Source organism: Bacillus sp. OTU2372, assembly GCF_038440275.1.
In the GTDB taxonomy this organism is placed as follows: Bacteria; Bacillota; Bacilli; order Bacillales; family Cytobacillaceae; genus Neobacillus; species Neobacillus bataviensis_B.
On the sequence record NZ_JASATK010000013.1, the window covers coordinates 122,077 to 141,626 of the forward strand.

At 42.7% G+C, this 19,550-nt stretch carries 19 protein-coding genes; 14 read left to right on the plus strand and 5 right to left on the minus strand.

Annotated features, from left to right (window positions below; genetic code table 11):
- Positions 1–17 precede the first annotated feature (17 nt).
- Positions 18–1,823, minus strand: a complete 1,806-nt coding sequence (locus AAHB15_RS19365) for a TIGR04190 family B12-binding domain/radical SAM domain protein (protein WP_342043112.1) — start codon at positions 1,821–1,823, stop codon at positions 18–20.
- A 291-nt stretch (positions 1,824–2,114) separates the two neighbouring features.
- Between AAHB15_RS19365 and ybaK the strand changes: the two genes are divergently transcribed.
- A complete protein-coding gene (ybaK, locus tag AAHB15_RS19370; RefSeq protein WP_335574400.1) occupies positions 2,115–2,591 on the plus strand; it encodes a Cys-tRNA(Pro) deacylase in 477 nt (158 codons plus the stop codon).
- Positions 2,592–2,807: 216 nt separating this feature from the next.
- Complete coding sequence (locus tag AAHB15_RS19375) at positions 2,808–3,911, plus strand: PRK06851 family protein (RefSeq protein WP_335574399.1); 1,104 nt, start codon at positions 2,808–2,810, stop codon at positions 3,909–3,911.
- A 30-nt stretch (positions 3,912–3,941) separates the two neighbouring features.
- Here the strand turns inward: AAHB15_RS19375 and AAHB15_RS19380 are convergent, their stop codons facing one another.
- Positions 3,942–4,097, minus strand: a complete 156-nt coding sequence (locus AAHB15_RS19380; protein ID WP_176541052.1) for a hypothetical protein — start codon at positions 4,095–4,097, stop codon at positions 3,942–3,944.
- Positions 4,098–4,220: 123 nt separating this feature from the next.
- On the opposite strand from AAHB15_RS19380, the gene AAHB15_RS19385 reads away from it, so the two are divergent.
- Positions 4,221–4,889: a DNA alkylation repair protein gene (locus tag AAHB15_RS19385; protein WP_420491202.1), complete on the plus strand. Its 669-nt coding sequence runs from the start codon at positions 4,221–4,223 to the stop codon at positions 4,887–4,889.
- 79 nt (positions 4,890–4,968) lie between these two features.
- The gene (locus AAHB15_RS19390) at positions 4,969–5,823 is read left to right on the plus strand and encodes a Cof-type HAD-IIB family hydrolase (RefSeq protein WP_342043113.1); all 855 of its coding nucleotides are present in this window, start codon (positions 4,969–4,971) and stop codon (positions 5,821–5,823) included.
- A gap of 129 nt (positions 5,824–5,952) precedes the next feature.
- On the opposite strand, the gene bshB2 is transcribed toward AAHB15_RS19390, so the two are convergent.
- From bshB2 to pdxK, 3 genes are all read right to left on the minus strand, one after another.
- Positions 5,953–6,618: a bacillithiol biosynthesis deacetylase BshB2 gene (bshB2, locus tag AAHB15_RS19395; RefSeq protein ID WP_335574396.1), complete on the minus strand. Its 666-nt coding sequence runs from the start codon at positions 6,616–6,618 to the stop codon at positions 5,953–5,955.
- 154 nt (positions 6,619–6,772) lie between these two features.
- On the minus strand, positions 6,773–7,120 hold the full coding sequence (locus AAHB15_RS19400; RefSeq protein ID WP_335574395.1) for a YojF family protein: 348 nt from the start codon (positions 7,118–7,120) through the stop codon (positions 6,773–6,775).
- A 167-nt stretch (positions 7,121–7,287) separates the two neighbouring features.
- Complete coding sequence (gene pdxK / locus AAHB15_RS19405; protein WP_342043114.1) at positions 7,288–8,121, minus strand: pyridoxine/pyridoxal/pyridoxamine kinase; 834 nt, start codon at positions 8,119–8,121, stop codon at positions 7,288–7,290.
- Positions 8,122–8,585: 464 nt separating this feature from the next.
- On the opposite strand from pdxK, the gene fdhD reads away from it, so the two are divergent.
- From fdhD to moaD, 10 genes are all read left to right on the plus strand, one after another.
- Entirely contained in the window at positions 8,586–9,362 is a 777-nt protein-coding gene (fdhD, locus tag AAHB15_RS19410) for a formate dehydrogenase accessory sulfurtransferase FdhD (protein ID WP_342043115.1), read from the plus strand.
- 131 nt (positions 9,363–9,493) lie between these two features.
- A complete protein-coding gene (fdnG, locus tag AAHB15_RS19415) occupies positions 9,494–12,469 on the plus strand; it encodes a formate dehydrogenase-N subunit alpha (protein ID WP_342043124.1) in 2,976 nt (991 codons plus the stop codon).
- A gap of 3 nt (positions 12,470–12,472) precedes the next feature.
- Complete coding sequence (locus AAHB15_RS19420; RefSeq protein ID WP_342043116.1) at positions 12,473–13,297, plus strand: 4Fe-4S dicluster domain-containing protein; 825 nt, start codon at positions 12,473–12,475, stop codon at positions 13,295–13,297.
- The gene (locus tag AAHB15_RS19425; protein ID WP_342043117.1) at positions 13,290–14,003 is read left to right on the plus strand and encodes a formate dehydrogenase subunit gamma; all 714 of its coding nucleotides are present in this window, start codon (positions 13,290–13,292) and stop codon (positions 14,001–14,003) included. The genes AAHB15_RS19420 and AAHB15_RS19425 overlap by 8 nt, the downstream gene beginning before the upstream one ends.
- 148 nt (positions 14,004–14,151) lie before the next feature.
- Positions 14,152–14,961 (plus strand): formate dehydrogenase accessory protein FdhE, encoded by an 810-nt coding sequence (locus AAHB15_RS19430; protein ID WP_342043118.1) that lies wholly within the window; start codon positions 14,152–14,154, stop codon positions 14,959–14,961.
- Between the two features lie 11 nt (positions 14,962–14,972).
- The gene (mobA, locus tag AAHB15_RS19435) at positions 14,973–15,581 is read left to right on the plus strand and encodes a molybdenum cofactor guanylyltransferase (RefSeq protein WP_335574389.1); all 609 of its coding nucleotides are present in this window, start codon (positions 14,973–14,975) and stop codon (positions 15,579–15,581) included.
- A gap of 27 nt (positions 15,582–15,608) precedes the next feature.
- On the plus strand, positions 15,609–16,841 hold the full coding sequence (locus AAHB15_RS19440) for a molybdopterin molybdotransferase MoeA (RefSeq protein WP_335574388.1): 1,233 nt from the start codon (positions 15,609–15,611) through the stop codon (positions 16,839–16,841).
- A gap of 13 nt (positions 16,842–16,854) precedes the next feature.
- Positions 16,855–18,792, plus strand: a complete 1,938-nt coding sequence (locus AAHB15_RS19445) for a molybdopterin biosynthesis protein (protein ID WP_335574387.1) — start codon at positions 16,855–16,857, stop codon at positions 18,790–18,792.
- Positions 18,789–19,256: a molybdenum cofactor biosynthesis protein MoaE gene (locus AAHB15_RS19450; protein ID WP_342043119.1), complete on the plus strand. Its 468-nt coding sequence runs from the start codon at positions 18,789–18,791 to the stop codon at positions 19,254–19,256. The genes AAHB15_RS19445 and AAHB15_RS19450 overlap by 4 nt, the downstream gene beginning before the upstream one ends.
- Positions 19,249–19,482 (plus strand): molybdopterin converting factor subunit 1, encoded by a 234-nt coding sequence (gene moaD / locus AAHB15_RS19455; protein ID WP_342043120.1) that lies wholly within the window; start codon positions 19,249–19,251, stop codon positions 19,480–19,482. The genes AAHB15_RS19450 and moaD overlap by 8 nt, the downstream gene beginning before the upstream one ends.
- Positions 19,483–19,550: the final 68 nt, after the last annotated feature.

Genomic DNA, 19,550 nt, shown 5'->3' on the forward strand with positions numbered 1-19,550 from the left:
ATCCGATACCTTTTTAATTATTTTATCCTTTGGTATTCTGTATCAAGTTGAAATTGCTGGCGGCGTTTTGGGCTTAATAAATGCCTGATTTTGTTTACATAATCCTCATATAGCTGTTCGATACCGACCAAAGCGAGAGAAAAAAAGTTAGCGTAATTCTTTTGTACCTCCCACTTCAATTCATTTTTTCCGCAGATACTATATTTATTTAACTCCTTGATTTCTTCCTGAATTCTGGCTAATTCAAACGCTTGCTCATCAGCAGGAAGAGACAGTACATGGTCAATTTTCTTAATATATTCCTTTGATTTTTCAATTTTCTCCCTGATATCATAGTAGTCCTCTTTATTAATCAAGTTGTACTCTAATTTAAAGTCATTAAGACGTTCAGCTGCTTCGTAAGTCGAATTGACAATATCATTACGTGTCATATCCTTTGTTTCATAGCTTAACATATGCTTCCAGGATGGCTGAGTAATCGCCTTGCGGTGGTCTTCAAGAGTGTGGCAATACTTCTTAAGCCCGTGTACTTCTGGATGCTCGAAGGCAGGGCTGGCAGGGTCAAGGAACGGCGCCAGTGGTGCTACAAAGTAAAAGATTCTCGGATCCTTATTACAGGCCAGATGAATGGTTTCACAGAAATCGATATTTTCGACAGCACTTGTGTAGGTCTGCCCTGGGATTCCAACCATGAAGAATAGGTCAATCTTTGCACAATTATGTTTTAAAGCAAAATTAAGGGTATCAATCACCTTTTGATTAGTGCAGCTAAATTTGCCATTATAGCGTCTGATTTTTTCATCATTTGTTTCAAGGGTGATCTCAATACTATATTTTGGAACGCTTTCATTTATCATTTTAAAATATTCTTCATCAGCATATTGGAATAATTCAAACACAATTTCATTTTTTAAATGGAGTTCTTTTAACTGGCTGAAAAATTCTCGGACATATTCCCGCCCGACTTGACGAAGGTCATGCAGGATAAAAATCGGGGCGCGGCTGAAACGCGAAATAAATTGAATATCACTGGCAAGCTTCTTCGGAGAGCGTAATGCCAGTGAATTCCGATTACAGTTTTGGTCATATGCCTCTCTCGATCCACCGCAGATTAAGCAGTTTTGGGTACAGCCTCTAGCTGTTAACAAGGCCGTGTTAGGATACTGAAGCCAGCCATTGTATGGCAGTGGATCAAGAAAGTTGCGATATTTAAACACGGATCGAATGGTATAGCGATAGCCTGGAACATCAATGTCATCCAAGTCTTTTGGAACGTAGGTGATGGGATTGTAACCGCATTCTTTTCCGTTTTTCCAAGTAAGATTAGGAATATCAGCATAATGGGTATTACCTGCTTCGATTTTATTCATGAGTAAAAGCATTAGCTTTTCGGTTGAGTCACCGCGCATAACAAAATCAATAAATGGATATTCGATTAGCTCCTTATGATAATAAGTGGCCGATAAGCCGCCAAAGATAATGGGCGTTTCAGGGTGCAGGGTTTTTACAATCTTTGCGAGTTCAATACTTCCGTGTGCATGCGGCAGCCAATGAAGGTCGATTCCGAATGCCTTCGTTTTTATTTTTCGCAGCTTTGCTTCGACATCAAATTTGTCACTCATCAGCATGCGGTTCGCAATATTAATAATTTTTACCTTTAGGCCATACTGTTCTAAATAATCGGCAATACTTGTCAGCCCAATCGGGTACATTTCAAACACGGGTGAGGATAGGACCACATCACTAATGGGACCGGCAAGTAACGAGTTCTTTCTAAAGTCATATACACTAGGGGCGTGTAATAACACTAAATCGTATTTCATCGTTTTCACCTCAGTCAATTTAAGGGGGAATACTTTTTTTAATTAAAAAATTTGCGCGAATTAAAGTAAAAATGTGATTGTTTTCACAGGGATATATGGCTTGGTAGCGGTCATCTGCCCTATTTCAATGTAGTTACGGTATCATCTTAATTTTAGTTTACTATAATAGTTGTTTAATAGAGTGACGAACGAGTGACAGATTTTGGATGAATTTGTGTATGATAAGGTTTTTCAATCCAAAATGGCAAATGATATAATGCTTTTATATAAATGGTTTAAAGGATGATGGTAATGGCACAGGCAAAAACAAATGCGATGCGGATACTTGACGCAAAAAAGGTCGAGTATGAAATGCTTACATACGATCATAAAGATGGAAAAATTGACGGAATATCGGTAGCCGAAAAGATTGGAAAAGAACCTAAGGAAGTCTATAAAACCCTTGTGGCCCAAGGCGCTAGTAAAAATATTTTTGTATTTGTCATACCCGTAGCGGAGGAACTGGATCTGAAGAAGGCCGCCAAAGCGGCGGGAGAAAAAAGCATGGAGATGCTGCCCATGAAGGATATACAAAAGTGGACAGGCTATATTCGCGGCGGCTGCTCACCGATTGGCATGAAAAAAGAGTATAGGACGTTCCTCGATGAAAGCAGCAGAGGGCTGGAATCAATGGTCGTAAGTGCCGGTAAAATTGGTGTTCAGATCGTGCTTGCACCTAATAAATTACAAGAAGTCACAAAGGCTGAACTTACCCCAGTGACTAAATAAAAGAAGGACTGACAATCTTACTTGAGCATTCATGTAAGATAAATTTTTTATAGGCACTCACCTAAAAAACAAAAAAGCATAAGATAATCTGAAAAGTGAGTCACCTTCATAAGGGTTGACTTTTAAGCTTTAGATAACCTTTGCTTGTTAGAAAACTAGTCTAATACCTCTTAAGGTAATGGCGAAGTTGAGTTGTTTAAAAGGGAGTGTTGATGGGTGGCAGGGAAAATCAAAAATTATTTTGCCGGCGGTAATACTGCCAGAGGTTTTTATAGTCTTTATGACTCCAACCTACAAGGATTAGAGAGATTGTTTATTTTAAAAGGCGGACCGGGAACCGGTAAATCCTCACTTATGAAGAAAATTGGCCAGGAGTGGGTTGAAAAGGGCTACAATATTGAATTGCTTCATTGTTCTTCTGATAATAACTCGATCGATGGTGTGATCATTCCAGCTTTAAAGGTTGGTATTGTAGACGGTACGGCGCCGCATGTGATTGAGCCTAAGGCACCCGGTGCAGTTGAAGAATATATAAATCTTGGTGAGGCTTGGGACTCCCGCGCCCTGAATGTACAGAAACATGTGATTGTGAAGCTGACCAATCAGATCAGTTACTCCTTTCAGAAGGCCTATGCAACGTTTAATGAAGCATTGGAGATTCATGATGAGTGGGAAACAATTTATATTAACAGTATGGATTTTATAAAAGCGGACCAATTGACAATAAAATTGATTGATTCCTTCTTCGGAAAAATAAAGTTAAATAAGACCCCGGATGTCCGCCATCGCTTTTTAGGGGCTGCTACGCCGCAGGGAGCCGTTGATTTTGTCCCAAATCTAACCGAGGAAATACCAAAACGCTATTTTATCAAAGGGCGTCCAGGCTCAGGGAAATCAACTATGCTGAAAAAGCTGGCAGCTGCAGGTGAAGAGCGCGGCATTGATGTAGAAGTCTATCATTGCGGTTTTGACCCGCACAGCCTTGATATGGTTATTTTCAGGGAGATGGGTGTAGCGATTTTTGACAGTACGGCGCCGCATGAATATTTACCAAGCAGAGACGGTGATGAGATCATTGATATGTATGAGCTATTGATTGAGCCTGGTACCGATGAGCTATATGCTGATTTTATCAGTAACATTGCTGAAAAATATAAAAATAAGATGACGGAAGCGACCAGTTATCTATCTAAAGCCAAATCCCTGCATGATGAGCTGGAAGAGATTTATGTAGCCGCAATGGATTTCTCAGTTGTTGAAAAAATTCAAGCCAGAATTTCTGAGGAAATAAATGATTTGTCTGCAAGTAAGGTTCAATAAATGGATAATGCCGGGGAAATCCCCGGCATATTATTTATGCGGATTGGTCTTACTTTGCTGTCCTTTATTGCGTTTATTCCCCTTACTGTTATCACCGCTGACGAACTCGGTGCCAAATTCAGCTTCTGAGTGCCCTGCTTGCGGTGAATTTTGATTACGGCTGCCTTTATTAAATTTCTTTGTCATCTATATCCCCCCTATCTGCTAATAGTGTGTCATCGAAACAGTGGATTATCCGGATAAAATGAAGGGGAAAATGGGAAATAGTAGAACAAGTAATGGAATGGATTTGTGAAAGGATAGATGTTGGTGTTAACAAAGATCACATCATTAACAAAGCTGTTTGAGGAAAATCGCAATGCTGGTAACGCTGAACCCATGCAAAATTATATGAAAGGCCATTTCCCTTTCTTGGGAATTAAGTCCCCATTACGTAAGGAATTAGAAAAACAATTTTTTAAGGAAACAGGAATCTTAAAAGAGCCTTTTAATAAAGTGCTAATAGAGGAACTTTGGAATAAGCAAGAACGAGAATATCAGTATACGGCCTTAACTTATATGGAAAAGTCTTTGAAGAAGCTGCAAAAAAGTGACCTGCCGTTCATGGAATGGCTGATTACAACCAAATCCTGGTGGGATACCGTTGATGCGATTGCTCCCAAACCGGTGGGGAAAATTGCTGATAATTTTCCAGAGGTGATAGAGGAAACGATTGATGGCTGGGCCATTCATGAAAATATGTGGCTGCGGAGGGCCGCGATTCTTTTTCAACTGAAATATAAAGAAAAAACGAATGAAGACCTGCTTTATCGATACATAATGGAAAATGCTGGTAGTAAGGAATTTTTTATTCAAAAAGCAATCGGTTGGGCGTTGAGAGAGTATTCAAAAATAAATCCTTCATCTGTAAAGGAATTTATCGAAGGCCATAAGTTAGCTCCCTTAAGTGTTCGCGAAGGCAGTAAGTATTTGGAGTGAGCTTACCATTCTTTAAAGGCTGCTAATCTATGTTAGAATGGCAATATTATAGACAGAAAAAAGGGAAAAGGTGGACAACATGATTAAATGTATTGCATCAGACATGGATGGAACATTATTAAATTCAGTTCAACAAATTAGTGAAGAAAATAAACAAGCTATCCTAAAAGCACAGGCTGAAGGAATCGAATTTGTGGTGGCAACAGGCCGGTCCTATCAGGAGGCTTCCTATGTGTTATCACAGGCGGGCTTAACATGTCCTGTTATTTGTGTGAATGGGGCAGAGGTCCGCTCAAAGGAAGGGGAAGTTTTATCTTCTACCCCGATTAGTAAACCGCTTGCGAGAGCGGTTGCAGCTAAATTAAGTGAACATGATGTCTATTACGAGGTTTATACAGATAAGGGTGCTTACACACTTGATCCGGAGAAAGCCGTTTCCATCTTGGTGGACATTGTTGTCAGCGCTAATCCTGAGATGGATCCTGAAGAAATTAGACATGCAGCGGGGGCAAGGATCCGTGATGGCTTAATTCACCAAACCGACGACTATGAGCTTCTTTTTGCGGACGAAAATTATCAAATCTATAAGGTGCTGGCATTTTGCTTTGATCACAGTAAACTCAAAGCAGCAGGTGAAGACCTTCATGACTTGTCGGACCTGGATATTACCTCATCAGGCCATGAGAATCTTGAAATCACCAATAAACAGGCTCAAAAAGGTCTTGCTCTAGAGGCATTTGCAAAAGCTAAAGGAATTGACATGGCTGAGACGATGGCGATTGGCGATAACTTGAATGATGTTTCCATGTTCGAGCGGGCCGGGAGATCAGTTGCAATGGGGAATGCCAGCTATGAAATTAAAGCACTTTGTGATGTCATTACCGATACGAATGATGAACATGGAGTAGCACAGGCGATTCTTGAGGTTTTATAGGAGAGTGAACGGACATTAAGGATCGAACCTTTACAAGGTGGATGAAGGACACATATGAGGAAAAGAGTAAAGTTATTGGCTATACTTAAACAAAAAGGCCCTTCAAGTTGATTGAAGGGCTTTTTCTGATTAAAATTTATAGGTCCAGAACCGTTCGTTGTTAAGCCAAACCATAAGCTGAGGATCCTGATTTTTTAGTTTTTCCATCGTATCTTTAAACGAATGCTCTGTTTGCGAGCGGTGTGCCTGAATCGCGGCCAGTTTCTTATCAGCTACAGGCGTAATATTATGAATGATGTCGGCTTCGCCAAGTTCATCGATGCAATTTTTGGAGAAGGCTACACAGTGTAAGGTTGGCCGTGCAGCTGCCGGCATTTTTTCAACCGCCCGTACGACCGCAGCACCGGTGGCATCATGGTCAGGATGAACCGAATAACCAGGATAGAAGGTGATAATCAAAGAAGGATTTACCTCATCAATAATGTCTGCAATCCGGTTTGTCAGTTTCTCATCATCTTCAAACTCAATCGTTTTATCACGATATCCAAGCATCCGTAAGTCTTGGATTCCTAATGCTTCCGCAGCAGCCTTTAATTCTTTTTTTCTAATTTTCGGAAGTTCTTCACGATTCGTAAACGGGGGATTCCCCATATTGCGTCCCATTTCCCCTAAGGTTAAGCAGGCATAGGTCACGGGAGTTCCGTTCTCGATATGGGTGGCAATGGTGCCGGATACCCCAAACGCCTCGTCATCCGGATGAGGGAAAACGACTAAAACATGGCGTTGTTTTTCCATAAAATCATTCTCCTTTCATGTAAATTATGAAATGTCTAGCTCCAGCGCCTAGGGGCTCTTAGGTCATAAGCCAATCCGTCAAGGAGGTAAAGAACAACCTTCTCGCCGGCTCGTCTTATGCCTGTCGCCCCCTGTTCAAGGCGCTTCCGCTTTTCTATTCAAATGGTACAGCACTAATTTCTAATGCAACGGCAAGCTTTCCGTCATGGTCATGACCGGCAAGTAATAGGTGGTTTTCTTCATCAATCTCAAAATGGGTGATGCCTTCTGCGTAAATCCAGCCGAGGTTTATTTTTAAACCAACTCGATAAGGGCCGCTGCCCGTAATCTTCCCTAGTTCATAACGGACAAGGGCATTGCGAATGTAAGCTCCGGCAGAAAAGAAGGATTGGTCGTTATGGGATGCGTAGGCACCGTTGGTTGTTTCAAGGTGAATATAGACATCCTGATCGGCAAAACGGTTAATCGTTTCTTGAACCTGTTTAACATCAATGGCTTCCAAAAAAATGCTGCCTCCTTTCGCTCTTGAAAAAATGAATGATAACTAATCAGTATTGTTGTTAATAATGTATTTATCATACTAAAATCATTTGAAAAATGCGAAGTCTGTGCTTATCGAAAAAGAAAAGGCCGAACAATTCGTTCGACCTTATTAAATGGGAGTTATTCCTAGCAGTCCTCACAATACTCTGTGAACGCTTTTTTATTGCGGTAGGCACCGTGCCAGGTTGGACCTACATATTCGTTTAAAGGGAAACCTTGCTGGATACCGGCAGAAACAAATCTCTTCGCAACATCGACGGCATCATAAACGGAATTGCCTTTAGCGACCTCCGCTGCGACTGCCGCAGAATTCGTACAGCCTGCACCATGGGTATAGTTTGTTTCAATCTTATCGGATTCGTAAATCTGAAATTCTTTCCCATCAAATAGAAGGTCGATGGACTTTTCTTCTGTTTGAAGCTTGCTGCCGCCTTTAATCAACACGAACTTAGCCCCTTGATCGTGAATTTTTGCAGCTGCTTCTTGCATTTCTTCGATTGTTTTTGGTGTCTTCATTCCTGCTAGCTGACCAGCTTCAAACAGGTTTGGTGTGACCACATAGGCGCGTGGAAGAAGCATTTCCCTCATTGCGTCAGCGGTTTCCGGATTTAACACTTCATCTTCCCCTTTACAAACCATAACAGGGTCAATGACAACATTCTTTAATTGATGTTCGTCAATCTTTCGTGCCACTAGCTCAATGATTTCAACGGTGCCAAGCATACCTGTTTTCATACCGTCAATCCCAACGGAAAGAATCGTATCCAGCTGCTTTTCCAGGATATTGACATCAATCGGGAATACGTTATGATGCCAGCCCCTTGGGTCCATGGTCACGATACAGGTAATCCCTGTCATTCCGTATACGCCAAGCTCCTGGAACGTTTTTAAATCCGCTTGAAGCCCGGCGCCGCCGCTTGAATCGGAACCAGCTATTGTTAGTACTTTTTTAATAGTCATTATGTAAACCTCCCTTTGAAAAATAACTCCTTCCTTATTATAAATCAAAATAAAAAATATAACAGGAATCGAAAATGGACAAATCGTTTGCAGTTAATAGTTACAAAAACATGACAAATAGACCAATAGTACTATTAGAAACCATCCCAAGTGATAAATATTACTTTCAAAATATTGGTGAAGAAGTACGATAAATTCGGGAAGCAAGGTAGTCTAAAAATGTAACCGTTTTCTGAGGCGATTATCATATCTAGCGACAAGAGTTAATTTGTTGGAAATCTGACACAATTAATCACAGTGTGGTAATGCCGGGATTTTTTACGGGAGTCTAAATACTTTTATTACTAATATCTCCCTTTCAATAGGCAGTTCCTCTTAATGCTGTGACTTAAATCGCTGAGTGACATGGGTCCTATTTTTACAATAATAAATACGGAAAATATCCTTGAGGAGGAGGGAATGGTATGAACCGTAAGGGCTGTCCCGATGAATATCCAATATCCTTACATCTAAACAGCTGCGAAATAGCTGTTTTTCAATTAACGAAATATGATCTGAAAGATTGGGCATACGGATATTTGTTTTCTGAAGGATTTATTCAGGATGCAAACGATATTGAAGCTGTCAACATAGATGAAAATATGGGAGCAATCCACGTTACCCTTCACTCCCATTTTGATGAAGACCAATTTTTTTCGAAAAAGAAACACTATACGGCCGGATGCGGCAGAGGTGTCACCTTCTTCTCAATGACGGATGTCAAGGGCTTTGCTAAAGTGTCCTCAGGTCAAAAATATGACTTAAGTTATCTATTAAAAAAGAGAAGTGAATTTGCTGGAAAATCGTCTCTTTATCTAGAAACCGGTGGAATGCATGGCGCTTGTATTGTAGAGGAGGATGGCGCAATCACGATCCGTGAAGATATCGGCCGCCATAATGCGGTGGATAAAATTATTGGCTATGCACTAAGAAAGGGTTTACCTCCTGAACAGTTGGTTTTACTTACAACTGGAAGGGTTTCATATGAAATGCTCTCAAAGGCGGCGAAATTTGGCTTTCCTGTAATCGGCTCCCGTACGGCCGCTACCAAACAGGCCGTGCAGCTGGCGAAGTTTTTAAATATAGAGGTAATCGGCTATTTAAGAGGAAAAATGGCTGTCATTTATACCTCTTCAGGAAGAGTCAAAAATGATATTACCCAAGAAATAGACTGTGAGAGAACCGTTGAAGGGGGGATTTAACAAACAGAGAAAAACTAAAGGCAGAATAATAGAGAGATAAAGCGGTAAGCTGCCAGCCCAAAGGGAGAGGCGCTTTAAGCTTATAGAGGGACGTCTAATCATTTTTGGGAGGGAGAATGGTGATGGTTGAAATGAACTTAAACCGCCGGCAATTCTTAAAGCTATCTGGTGCAACGGCAGCTACCCTTGCAGTAGTTGAACTAGGTTTTAATGATAAAAAAGCCTATGCAAAAACAAAAGATTTCAAGATTGCCAAAGCTACTGTAACACCAACCATTTGCTGCTTTTGTGGTGTAGGATGCGGGATACTCGTCCACACCAAAAATAATACCGTGGTTTATACGGAAGGGGATCCGGATAATCCAATTAACGAAGGTAAACTATGCAGTAAAGGAACGACATTACGACAAATTTATACATCTGAAAAACGGCTGACAAAACCACTATATCGTGCTCCTAGAAGCAATAAGTGGGAAGAAAAAGATTGGGAATGGATGCTTGACACCATTGCCAAACGTACGAAAGATACACGTGATGCTTCATTTGTTGAGAAAGAAGCAGGGATCATCGTAAACAAAACAGAAAAGATTGCCAGCCTTGGCGGCGCGGCACTTGATAACGAAGAAACGTATCTAGTATCAAAATTAATGAGAGGGCTTGGTGTCACTTACTTAGAGCACCAGGCACGAATATGACATAGTTCTACGGTTGCCGGTCTGGCACCTACATTTGGTCGTGGAGCAATGACAAATCACTGGAATGACCTTCAGTGGACAGATTGTGCCCTCATTATGGGAGCAAATCCTGCTGAAAATCATCCAATCAGTTTTAGATGGCTGACAAAGGCGAAGGAAAAAGGCGGGAAAATTATCAGCGTGGATCCTCGTTATACACGTACATCTGCGGTATCTGATCTCTATGCCCCGCTTCGTTCTGGAACGGATATTCCGTTTGTCGGCGGTATGATTAAATATGCTATTGAAAACAATCTCATTCATAAAGAGTATGTTGTGAAATATACGAATGCTTCCTTTATCGTGAAGGAGGGCTACGATTTTAAGGATGGTCTTTTCTCCGGTTATGATGAAGCAAAACGAGTTTACGATAAAACAAAGTGGGTGATTGAAACCACTCCTGAGGGAAAACCGGTGAAGGATGAAACGTTACAGCATCCTCGTTCGGTCTTTCAATTAATGAAACAACACTATTCCCGCTACGATGTGGATACCGTAACAGCCGTAACAGGAACACCAAAAGAAGAGTACATGAAGGTTTGTAAAGCCTTTTGTGAAACAGGAAAAGTGGGTAAATCAGGTACGATTCTCTACGCGATGGTGACTACTCAGCATACAGTTGGTTCTCAAAACGTCCGAATCTTTGCCATCCTGCAGCTTCTCTTAGGTAATATTGGTCTGCCAGGCGGAGGAATCAATGCAATGCGCGGCGAATCCAACGTTCAAGGTTCTACCGATTTCGGTTTACTGTGGGATAACTTAACAGGCTACCTTGCTGCGCCAAAGGCAACGGTTCCTGAACACGCTACACTTGCTGGATACTTGAAAAAAGAAACTCCGCCATCAGGCTATTGGAGCAACAAACCTAAATTTGTTGTCAGCCTATTGAAATCTTGGTATGGCACCAATGCAACAAAGGATAATGAGTTTGGGTACCACTTCCTGCCGAAGGGGAATAAGAACTACTCACATATTAACTTATTTAAGGCCATGTACAACAATGAACTTGAGGGTGCGTTCCTTTGGGGCACCAATCCTGTTGTCGGTGGACCGAACGCCGGCAAGGAAAAGGAAGCTCTTGGTAACCTCAAATGGCTGGTAGCGGTTGACCTATGGGAAACCGAAACGTCAGCCTTCTGGCAAAAAGAAGCCAGCAATGACCCAGCCAAGATCAATACAGAAGTCTTCCTGCTTCCAGCCTGTTCTTCTTTTGAAAAAGAAGGAAGTATCTCAAACAGCTCCCGCTGGATGCAATACCGCTGGAAAGCGATTGAGCCAAATGGCGAGTCTCGCCCGGACCTTGATATCGTCCATGAGCTGGCTGTGAAGCTTAAAAAGCTATATGCAAACAGTCCAAAATCCGCCGACAAGCCATTCTTAGCACTTGATTGGAATTATGGCACGGGCGAAGCGCCAGATTTAGACCAAATTGCCAAAGAAATCAATGGCTACGATCTTAAAACTGGCAAATTATTAAAAACGTTTGGTGATTTAAAAGATGATGGCACAACTTCAAGTGGTAACTGGATTTATTCCGGCTTCTATCCCGAAGAGGGGAAAAATCTTTCCCAACGCCGTGATAATAAGGATACAGGCGGCGGAAACTTCTTAAACTGGTCCTTTGCATGGCCGGCAAACCGCCGAATTCTTTACAACCGCGCAGCAGCTGATCCTAGCGGTAAGCCATGGAGCCAGGAAAAAGCAGTGATTTGGTGGGATGCTGCTCAAAAAAAATGGGTCGGAAATGATGTCCCTGACTTTAAAGCAGTTACCGCCCCAACTGATCCAGGCGGAACAGGTGCTTTCATGATGAACAAAGACGGTGTTGCATTATTATTTGCTCCAACCATGAATGACGGCCCATTCCCAGAACACTATGAGCCATATGAAAGCCCGGTACCGAATGCATTCTCATCAGTAGAATATAACCCTGCGATTGTCATTAATGATGGAGATTTCAATAAACGTGGCTTTAAGGTGGACTACCCAATTGTTGCAACCACCTATCGGGTCGAAGCACACTGGCAGTCAGGTTCGATGACACGTAACCAAGAATGGCTGGCAGAGATTGCACGATATATGTATGTGGAAATAAGTGAAGAACTGGCTAAAGAGAAAGGCATCACAAATAAGGACAAAGTCATTGTTACCTCTGCGCGCGGCAAAATTGAAGCCTATGCCTTGGTCACAAAGCGCTACAAGCCGTTTACGGTTAAAGGCAAAAAGGTGCATCAAATTGGAATGCCATGGAATTTTGGATACAAAGGGTATGCAACAGGAGCTACAGCCAACCGCCTGACTCCACATATTGGGGATGCCAACACGATGATTCCGGAATATAAAGCATTCCTATGTGACATAAGGAGGGCTTAGGCGATGGCTGAATACGTAAAATACGTTGACGTTACCAGATGTGATGGCTGTAAGGCCTGCATGGTTGCCTGTAAAAACTGGAATGACCTTCCGGCAGAAGTAACCGCATTCCAAGGAAGTGCTCAATCACATCCAAAGACTAGTGCTGATACATGGAATGTTCTCCAATATGTAGAGCATGAAAACGGAAAAGGCGATTTAGAATACCTCTTCCGTCACTCATCCTGCTTCCATTGTGATACGGCTGCCTGTGAAAAGGTATGTCCTGAGAACGCCATCAGCTACTCAAAATTTGGGTCTGTTGTAATTGATCATGATAAGTGCGTAGGCTGCGGCTATTGCGTACAAAACTGTCCATTTGAAGTCATCTTATTAAAAACTTACAAAGATAAGAACGGTAAAGAATATAAAAAAGCTCAAAAGTGTACGATGTGTACCGATCGTCTTGAAGAAGGTTTGCAGCCTGCTTGTGTAACAACCTGCCATACAGACGCGATGCAGTTTGGCAAAAAAGATGACATGCTTGCCATAGCACAGAAACGCTTAAGTGAAGTGAAAGACCGTTTTCCAAATGCGAATATCTATAATCCGCAGGGTGTCGGCGGCACGCATACGATCTATTTACTAGCTGAAAAACCAAGTGTATATGGCCTTCCGGAAAATCCTAAGGTTCCAACCTCTGCGGTTGTTTGGAAAGACTATGCACAGCCAGTCGGCAAAATGATGCTAGGTGCCACAACCATGGCAATTGTCGGAGCATTTATTTCGAATACCATTATCAGTAAAAAAACACAAGGCCATGAAGACGGAGGTGAGGGCCATGAGTAATAATCAGAAGCATCCGAAAGCTAATGAGCTAATTCGCCGCTTCCCAAAGGCATTTGTTTGGGCACATGCCATTAATGGAATTGCCTTCTTTGCTCTATACATCACGGCCCTTCCAATGTATACCGAATTCTTTGACTGGCTGTATCCGGTTTTCGGCGGTCCAGCCATGGCACGGCTATTGCACCGAATTTTCGCAGTAGCGTTCATAACGCCTACATTCATCTTGTTAATTTTTAGTCCGAAGTTCCTTTTTCTTTGGATGAAAGAATTAGTCACATGGAAAAAGCGTGATCTCGAATTTTTCGGTAATTTCGTCAAAGAATTGTTTGGCTTTAAGTTTGGGCATATAAGACAAACATTCTTTAATGCAGGTGAAAAAATCAACTCGATTCTGCAAATTTTCTGTGCTATTTTGGTTATCGCTTCAGGCTTCACGATGTGGTTTCCTGAATATTTCCCGAGAGCACTTGTTCAATGGGGATACGTCCTTCATAACATTGGCTTTGGCTTAGGAATTGCGGTTATTGTCGGACATATTTACCTGTCTGTGGTTCACAAACACTCTAGACCAGGTTATTCCGGTGTGGTAACAGGTAAGGTTCCAGCATGGTGGGCAAAAGGACACTATGAGGATTGGTATGATGAAGAAGTGAAAAAGGGCAACTTCCCTAACTTGGATGATCCTAAGCGTAAACGGGGTGCTTAATAATCGAAAAGCGGAAGCGCCTTGAGCCTCAAGGCGCTGCAGATAGACAGTAAACTAAGTATAAAAGTTAAGAAAAGGAAATGGCTGTCGGATATAAGACAGTCATTTCTTCTCACAAAAATTATTTAATATAAGAGGTGTGCAAACGATGATTAAATCCGTTGTTTCAAATGACTATCAGGAACTGCAAAAGGAAATTATCGAGCTTCAGGAGCAGTGGAAGCATCTAATAGCATCGAAACCCTTCAAAATCAACTTTGATCAAGCGGAAATAGGAGCATGGGCTCCTATTTTTAAACTAGCGGAACTTGAGTTGGATGTTACACTATACAAACTCTGGATAAAGGAATTAATAGATTTGATTATTAACTTCAAACCTGAATTAGAGTCAGAGCTATCCAAAGTCATCAATCTGTTAACGGAAGAAACCTTAATTGATTGGTTAGGGGAGGCCTTTATGGCTGGCTGTATTTATTTTAAGCACTTCGCCGAAGAACATGGAATCCAAGATTGGATTCCACTATTCCTTGCTGAGTCCACCCTCCGTCCCTTCCTACAATTAATTGCAGAAAAGGCTCAGCCAGAAGTTGAACGAATGAATATAAGTGAATACTGTCCTGTTTGTTTTGAGCCAGTGAGGCTGGCGACACTTGATGAGGATGGAAAGAAGGTTATTCAATGCCCGCGCTGCCATGCCCACTGGCATGCCAAACGCTTAGAGTGCTCATACTGCGGTAATGAAGACCATGCAACCGTTCACTTTTTATCAATTGAGGGCGAATCTGCTATGCAAATCCAGGTTTGCGAACAATGTAACGGCTATATTAAAATTATAGATACAAAACAATTTATAACAAAGCCTTCAGTTGCTTTATTAGATTTATTCTCCATTCACCTTGACTTTGTTGCTCAAGATAATGGATATTCTCCGGTGAGGGAGAAAAAAGTCATTCATTGAGAGGGTAATTTATGAAAGCTGCAGCCATTATTCTAGCAGGCGGGAAATCCAGCCGGATGGGCACCAACAAAGCCTTACTGAAAATAAATGAAAAAGCGAATATTGAAAGAATAGCAGATAGGCTAAAACTTCTTTTTGATGATATAATTCTAGTAACGAATGATTCTGAACAATATGAATTTTTAGGTGTACGAATGGTCCCGGATCAATACCCTGGCATGGGGCCACTCGCCGGAGTACACGCAGGCCTTATGGCGTCAGATTACGAAGTTAATTTTATTGTGGCCTGTGATATGCCGTTTGTTTCTGGAGAGCTGGCCGAAGCCTTGGTTAACAATGCCTTGCACTATGATGCGGTCATACCTGTGATTAATGGCAAACAGCATCCGCTATTTGCTGTTTTTAAAAAGCAAGCAGCGACAATTGTGGAAGATCGGATTAAAGCAGGTCAGCTGCGGATGAAACATTTGCTCGACCATTTGAACGTTTTGTACCTAACCGAAAAGGAATTAGAAACTTATAGTCATATCGAGTTAGCTAAAGTCTTTTTTAATATGAACCATCCAGAGGAATATATAGAGGCCAAAAAGTGGGCTGAGTCTGATTTTACAAACATGTAGAACTAGTTAAGGGGGAGTAAGGGAACCATGCAATTTTTCAAAGTCAAAACAGTTGAAGAGACATTTACCTTGATAGATGAAAAAATTCCGGCAATCGAGCAAACAGAGATTAGAGAGCTCTCTCGTGCCCTTCATTATATTTTAGCTAGACCGGTGACTGCCAAGGAAAATGTGCCGAGTTTTGACCGCTCGACTGTTGATGGCTACGCCGTCCGTGCGAAAGATACATATGGTTCCTCAGAATCCATGCCCGGCTTTTTAACCGTTGCTGGTGAGGTGAAAATGGGCGAGGTCCCAACAGCTGAAGTAACCCAAGGAACTGCCGTTTATGTGCCGACTGGAGGCATGCTCCCAAAGGGTAGTGACAGCGTTATCATGATTGAACACTGTGAGGATGTTGATACCCTCCTCAATACGTACAGGCAGATTGCACCCGGTGAAAATGTGATTCGGGCGGGTGAAGATATTCGAGAAGGGGAGATCCTTCTAAGCCGCGGTATAAAGCTTAGGCCGCAGGAATTAGGCGCTCTTGCCTCCTTAGGTATTACACACGTGACGGTCTTTAGAAAATTAAAGGTCGGATATCTGTCTTCCGGTGATGAAATTGTCCCTTACCAAACTGAAACATTGCGAGAAGGGCAAATCCGCGATATTAACTATCTAACAATCGCAGGACTAGCCCAGGAGTGGAATGTGGAGGTTGTGTACGGCGGGATTGTCCGTGACGATTTTGACGAGTTTCGAGAGCATGCCCGCGCTCTATATGGTGAGGTCGATTGTTTAATCCTTTCGGGGGGCAGTTCTGTTGGAGCGAAGGACTATACAACAGATGTCATTCAATCATTGGGTGATCCGGGAGTATTCGTCCACGGAATCAGCATTAAACCGGGAAAACCTACAATTCTGGCGTTAGCAAATGGAAAGCCTGTCATTGGTCTGCCTGGGCATCCTGCCAGCGCGATGATTATTTTTAAATTGTTCGGTGAACGGGTCCTCCGCAAGCTAAAAGGAGAAAAGTGCGAGCGTAAACCGGAGCGGATATTTGCAAAAATAACAAAAAATATCCCATCCTCCATGGGCCGGGCCGATTACATCCGCGCCCGTCTGTTTGAAAAAGAGGGAGAATGGTGGGCTGAGCCGATTATCGGAAAATCCGGCTTGATTACCACATTGGTAAAAAGCGATTGTCTTGTCGAGATTAGTTCAGAAAAAGAAGGAGTTTCACAGGGTGAATGGGTTCCTGTGATTCCATCAAGGTAAGGGGTCTTAATCAATGGAACAAAAACAATATCAACGCAAAATTTATTTAGAAGATAAACCCCGGGCGGAAGCAAGAGATGAGATTCTTGCAGCTTTTCTGCAGACCTCTGAAATGGAAATGATTCCAGCGGTTGATGCTCTAGGCCGTGTGACCGCCGAACCAATTTTTGCACATGTATCCATGCCGCACTACCATGCCTCCGCAATGGATGGGATTGCTGTTATAGCAGAAAGCACCTACCAGGCACACGAACAAAATCCCCAATACCTTAAGGTTGGTGAACAATTTTGTTTTGTCGATACGGGCAATGCGATTCCTACACCCTTTAATGCGGTGATTATGATTGAGCATGTTCATATCGTTGACGAAGAAACAATTGAAATTATTGAACCGGCCACCCCATGGCAGCATATCCGCCCGATTGGCGAGGATATTGTGCAGGAAGAGATGCTGTTTCCGCAAGGCCATTTGTTAAGACCAGCTGATTTAGGCGTGTTGTTGGCGGCACAGCAGCTGACGGTACCAGTTGTTAAGAAACCGGTAGTCACGATTATTCCAACGGGAAATGAATTGGTTGAGGCCCATTCTGAATTAGCACCTGGGAAAATTATCGAGTTTAACGGCACGGTTTTTTCCGGATTTGTGAAGGATTGGGGCGGCGAGCCGCGTCTCTATAGCATCGTTAAGGACGAGCCTGAAAAAATAAAGGAAGTTCTTTTGGAGGCAGCGGAAACCTCCGATATCATTGTCATTAATGCCGGATCTTCGGCAGGACGAAAGGACTTTACCGTCCACATCATTGCTGAAATTGGCGAAGTGTTTACCCATGGGGTTGCAGCAAGGCCTGGCAAACCTGTTATTTTAGGAAAAATAAACGGAAAAATCGTTGTCGGTGTTCCGGGCTATCCGGTGTCAGCTTATTTGGCTCTTGAATGGTTTGTCCAGCCTTTAATCTGTAAGTATTTAGGTATTCCTGTTCCTAAGCGGCAAACGGTAATGGTCAAGCTTGGCCGCCGTATCGTTTCGTCGATGGGGGCAGAGGATTTTATCCGAATGAATATCGGCTATGTGAATGGGCAATTTGTGGCCAACCCGCTCACACGGGCAGCAGGGGTCACCATGTCCTATGTCAGAGCAGACGGCCTGTTAATTGTCCCGCCTCATATCAGCGGTTATGAGCAGGGAGATACTGCCGAGGTCGAATTATTACGACCGCTTGAAGAAATAAAGAGTAGCATTGTATTCAGCGGCAGCCATGATCTAACCATCGATCTGTTATCATCTCAGCTGAAGCGTGAACGGACAGAGATGAAAATCGCCTCCTCCCATGTCGGCAGTATGGCTGGCATCATGGCGATTCGAAAAGGTGAGGCCCACGTAGCGGGGATTCATTTGCTAGACCCAAGTACAAAACAGTACAATATATCTTATGTAAATAAATTTTTGGCAGGTCAAGATGTTGTTTTATATCCTTTTTTAAAAAGGAAGCAAGGCTGGATTCTGCCACAGGGAAATCCGCTTGGAATTGAATCCGTCACAGACTTAGTTCGGACTGACGCCAACTTTGTAAACCGGCAAAAAGGAGCTGGCACCCGCATCTTGTTTGATTTACTTTTAGATGAGGCAGGCCTTACTGCTGAGGAGATTACTGGCTATGAGCGCGAGATGTTTTCGCATTTAGCAGTGGCGGCGGAAGTGAAGGGTGATGTGTCTGTGGCAGGATTAGGAATTTATCCAGCAGCAAAGGCGATGGGGTTAGATTTTATTCCCGTTGCCGATGAAGAATATGATTTATTGATGAAACTAGAGTTTTTTGAAAGTGACAGCGGCCGGCAGCTTATAAAGATCATCCAATCACCTGTCTTTAAAGAACAGGTCGAGAAGATTGGCGGCTACCAAGTGGTGGAGAACGCCGTGCCTAAGCGTTTAACAGAAGAGGTGAAAGAATGAAGCTGTATGAAATCTCAAAGGAACCAATTGATATTCAAGCGGTGATTGATAAAGTAATCCAACGTGAAGCCGGTGCGATTACAACCTTTATCGGGACCGTCCGGGAATTTACGAAGGGCAAGAAAACCTTGTTTTTGATCTATGAGGCATATGAAGCGATGGCTGTTAAGAAGCTGGGGCAGATTGGCCGGGAAATAGAGGAACGCTGGGAAGGCTGTAAGGTGGCGATTACGCACCGTGTCGGCCGTTTAGATATTACCGATGTGGCGGTCGTGATTGCCGTTTCGACGCCGCACCGCGCTGATGCTTATGAAGCTAACCGCTATGCGATTGAACGAATTAAAGAAATTGTCCCGATCTGGAAGAAGGAACATTGGGAGGATGGCGAAGCGTGGATGGGCAATCAGCTTGAAACGGTTGCGTATCCGAGCGGTAAACCGGAGGCGGGTGATTTAGATGAATAAGGTCATGTTTTTTGCGCATTTGCGTGATGTTGTTGGTGAAGAGTTTTTGTCGCTAGAGGCAGCTGGCAAAACGGTTGCTGAATTGAAAGCGGAATTAGCGGCTAAATATGATTTACCGCGGATGGACACCGTCATGACTGCTATTAACGAAGAGTTTGCCTCTAATGATGAGGTGATTCGTGAAGGCGATGAGGTTGCTTTTATACCACCGGTAAGCGGCGGTTGATATAAAGCCAGCTCAACTAAAATGAAACTCGCCAAGTTGAACTGCACCGAAATTGTTAGACACAAAAT

What these genes read in the sequence shown, in the direction of transcription:
- AAHB15_RS19420 (WP_342043116.1), top strand. Translation starts at nt 12,473, where the DNA reads ATGGCTGAATACGTAAAATACGTTGACGTTACCAGATGTGATGGCTGT.
- AAHB15_RS19430 (WP_342043118.1), top strand. Translation starts at nt 14,152, where the DNA reads ATGATTAAATCCGTTGTTTCAAATGACTATCAGGAACTGCAAAAGGAA.
- fdhD (WP_342043115.1), top strand. Translation starts at nt 8,586, where the DNA reads ATGAACCGTAAGGGCTGTCCCGATGAATATCCAATATCCTTACATCTA.
- AAHB15_RS19445 (WP_335574387.1), top strand. Translation starts at nt 16,855, where the DNA reads ATGGAACAAAAACAATATCAACGCAAAATTTATTTAGAAGATAAACCC.
- AAHB15_RS19450 (WP_342043119.1), top strand. Translation starts at nt 18,789, where the DNA reads ATGAAGCTGTATGAAATCTCAAAGGAACCAATTGATATTCAAGCGGTG.
- ybaK (WP_335574400.1), top strand. Translation starts at nt 2,115, where the DNA reads ATGGCACAGGCAAAAACAAATGCGATGCGGATACTTGACGCAAAAAAG.
- AAHB15_RS19390 (WP_342043113.1), top strand. Translation starts at nt 4,969, where the DNA reads ATGATTAAATGTATTGCATCAGACATGGATGGAACATTATTAAATTCA.
- bshB2 (WP_335574396.1), bottom strand. Translation starts at nt 6,618, where the DNA reads ATGGAAAAACAACGCCATGTTTTAGTCGTTTTCCCTCATCCGGATGAC.
- moaD (WP_342043120.1), top strand. Translation starts at nt 19,249, where the DNA reads ATGAATAAGGTCATGTTTTTTGCGCATTTGCGTGATGTTGTTGGTGAA.
- mobA (WP_335574389.1), top strand. Translation starts at nt 14,973, where the DNA reads ATGAAAGCTGCAGCCATTATTCTAGCAGGCGGGAAATCCAGCCGGATG.
- pdxK (WP_342043114.1), bottom strand. Translation starts at nt 8,121, where the DNA reads ATGACTATTAAAAAAGTACTAACAATAGCTGGTTCCGATTCAAGCGGC.
- AAHB15_RS19365 (WP_342043112.1), bottom strand. Translation starts at nt 1,823, where the DNA reads ATGAAATACGATTTAGTGTTATTACACGCCCCTAGTGTATATGACTTT.
- AAHB15_RS19440 (WP_335574388.1), top strand. Translation starts at nt 15,609, where the DNA reads ATGCAATTTTTCAAAGTCAAAACAGTTGAAGAGACATTTACCTTGATA.
- AAHB15_RS19380 (WP_176541052.1), bottom strand. Translation starts at nt 4,097, where the DNA reads ATGACAAAGAAATTTAATAAAGGCAGCCGTAATCAAAATTCACCGCAA.
- AAHB15_RS19425 (WP_342043117.1), top strand. Translation starts at nt 13,290, where the DNA reads ATGAGTAATAATCAGAAGCATCCGAAAGCTAATGAGCTAATTCGCCGC.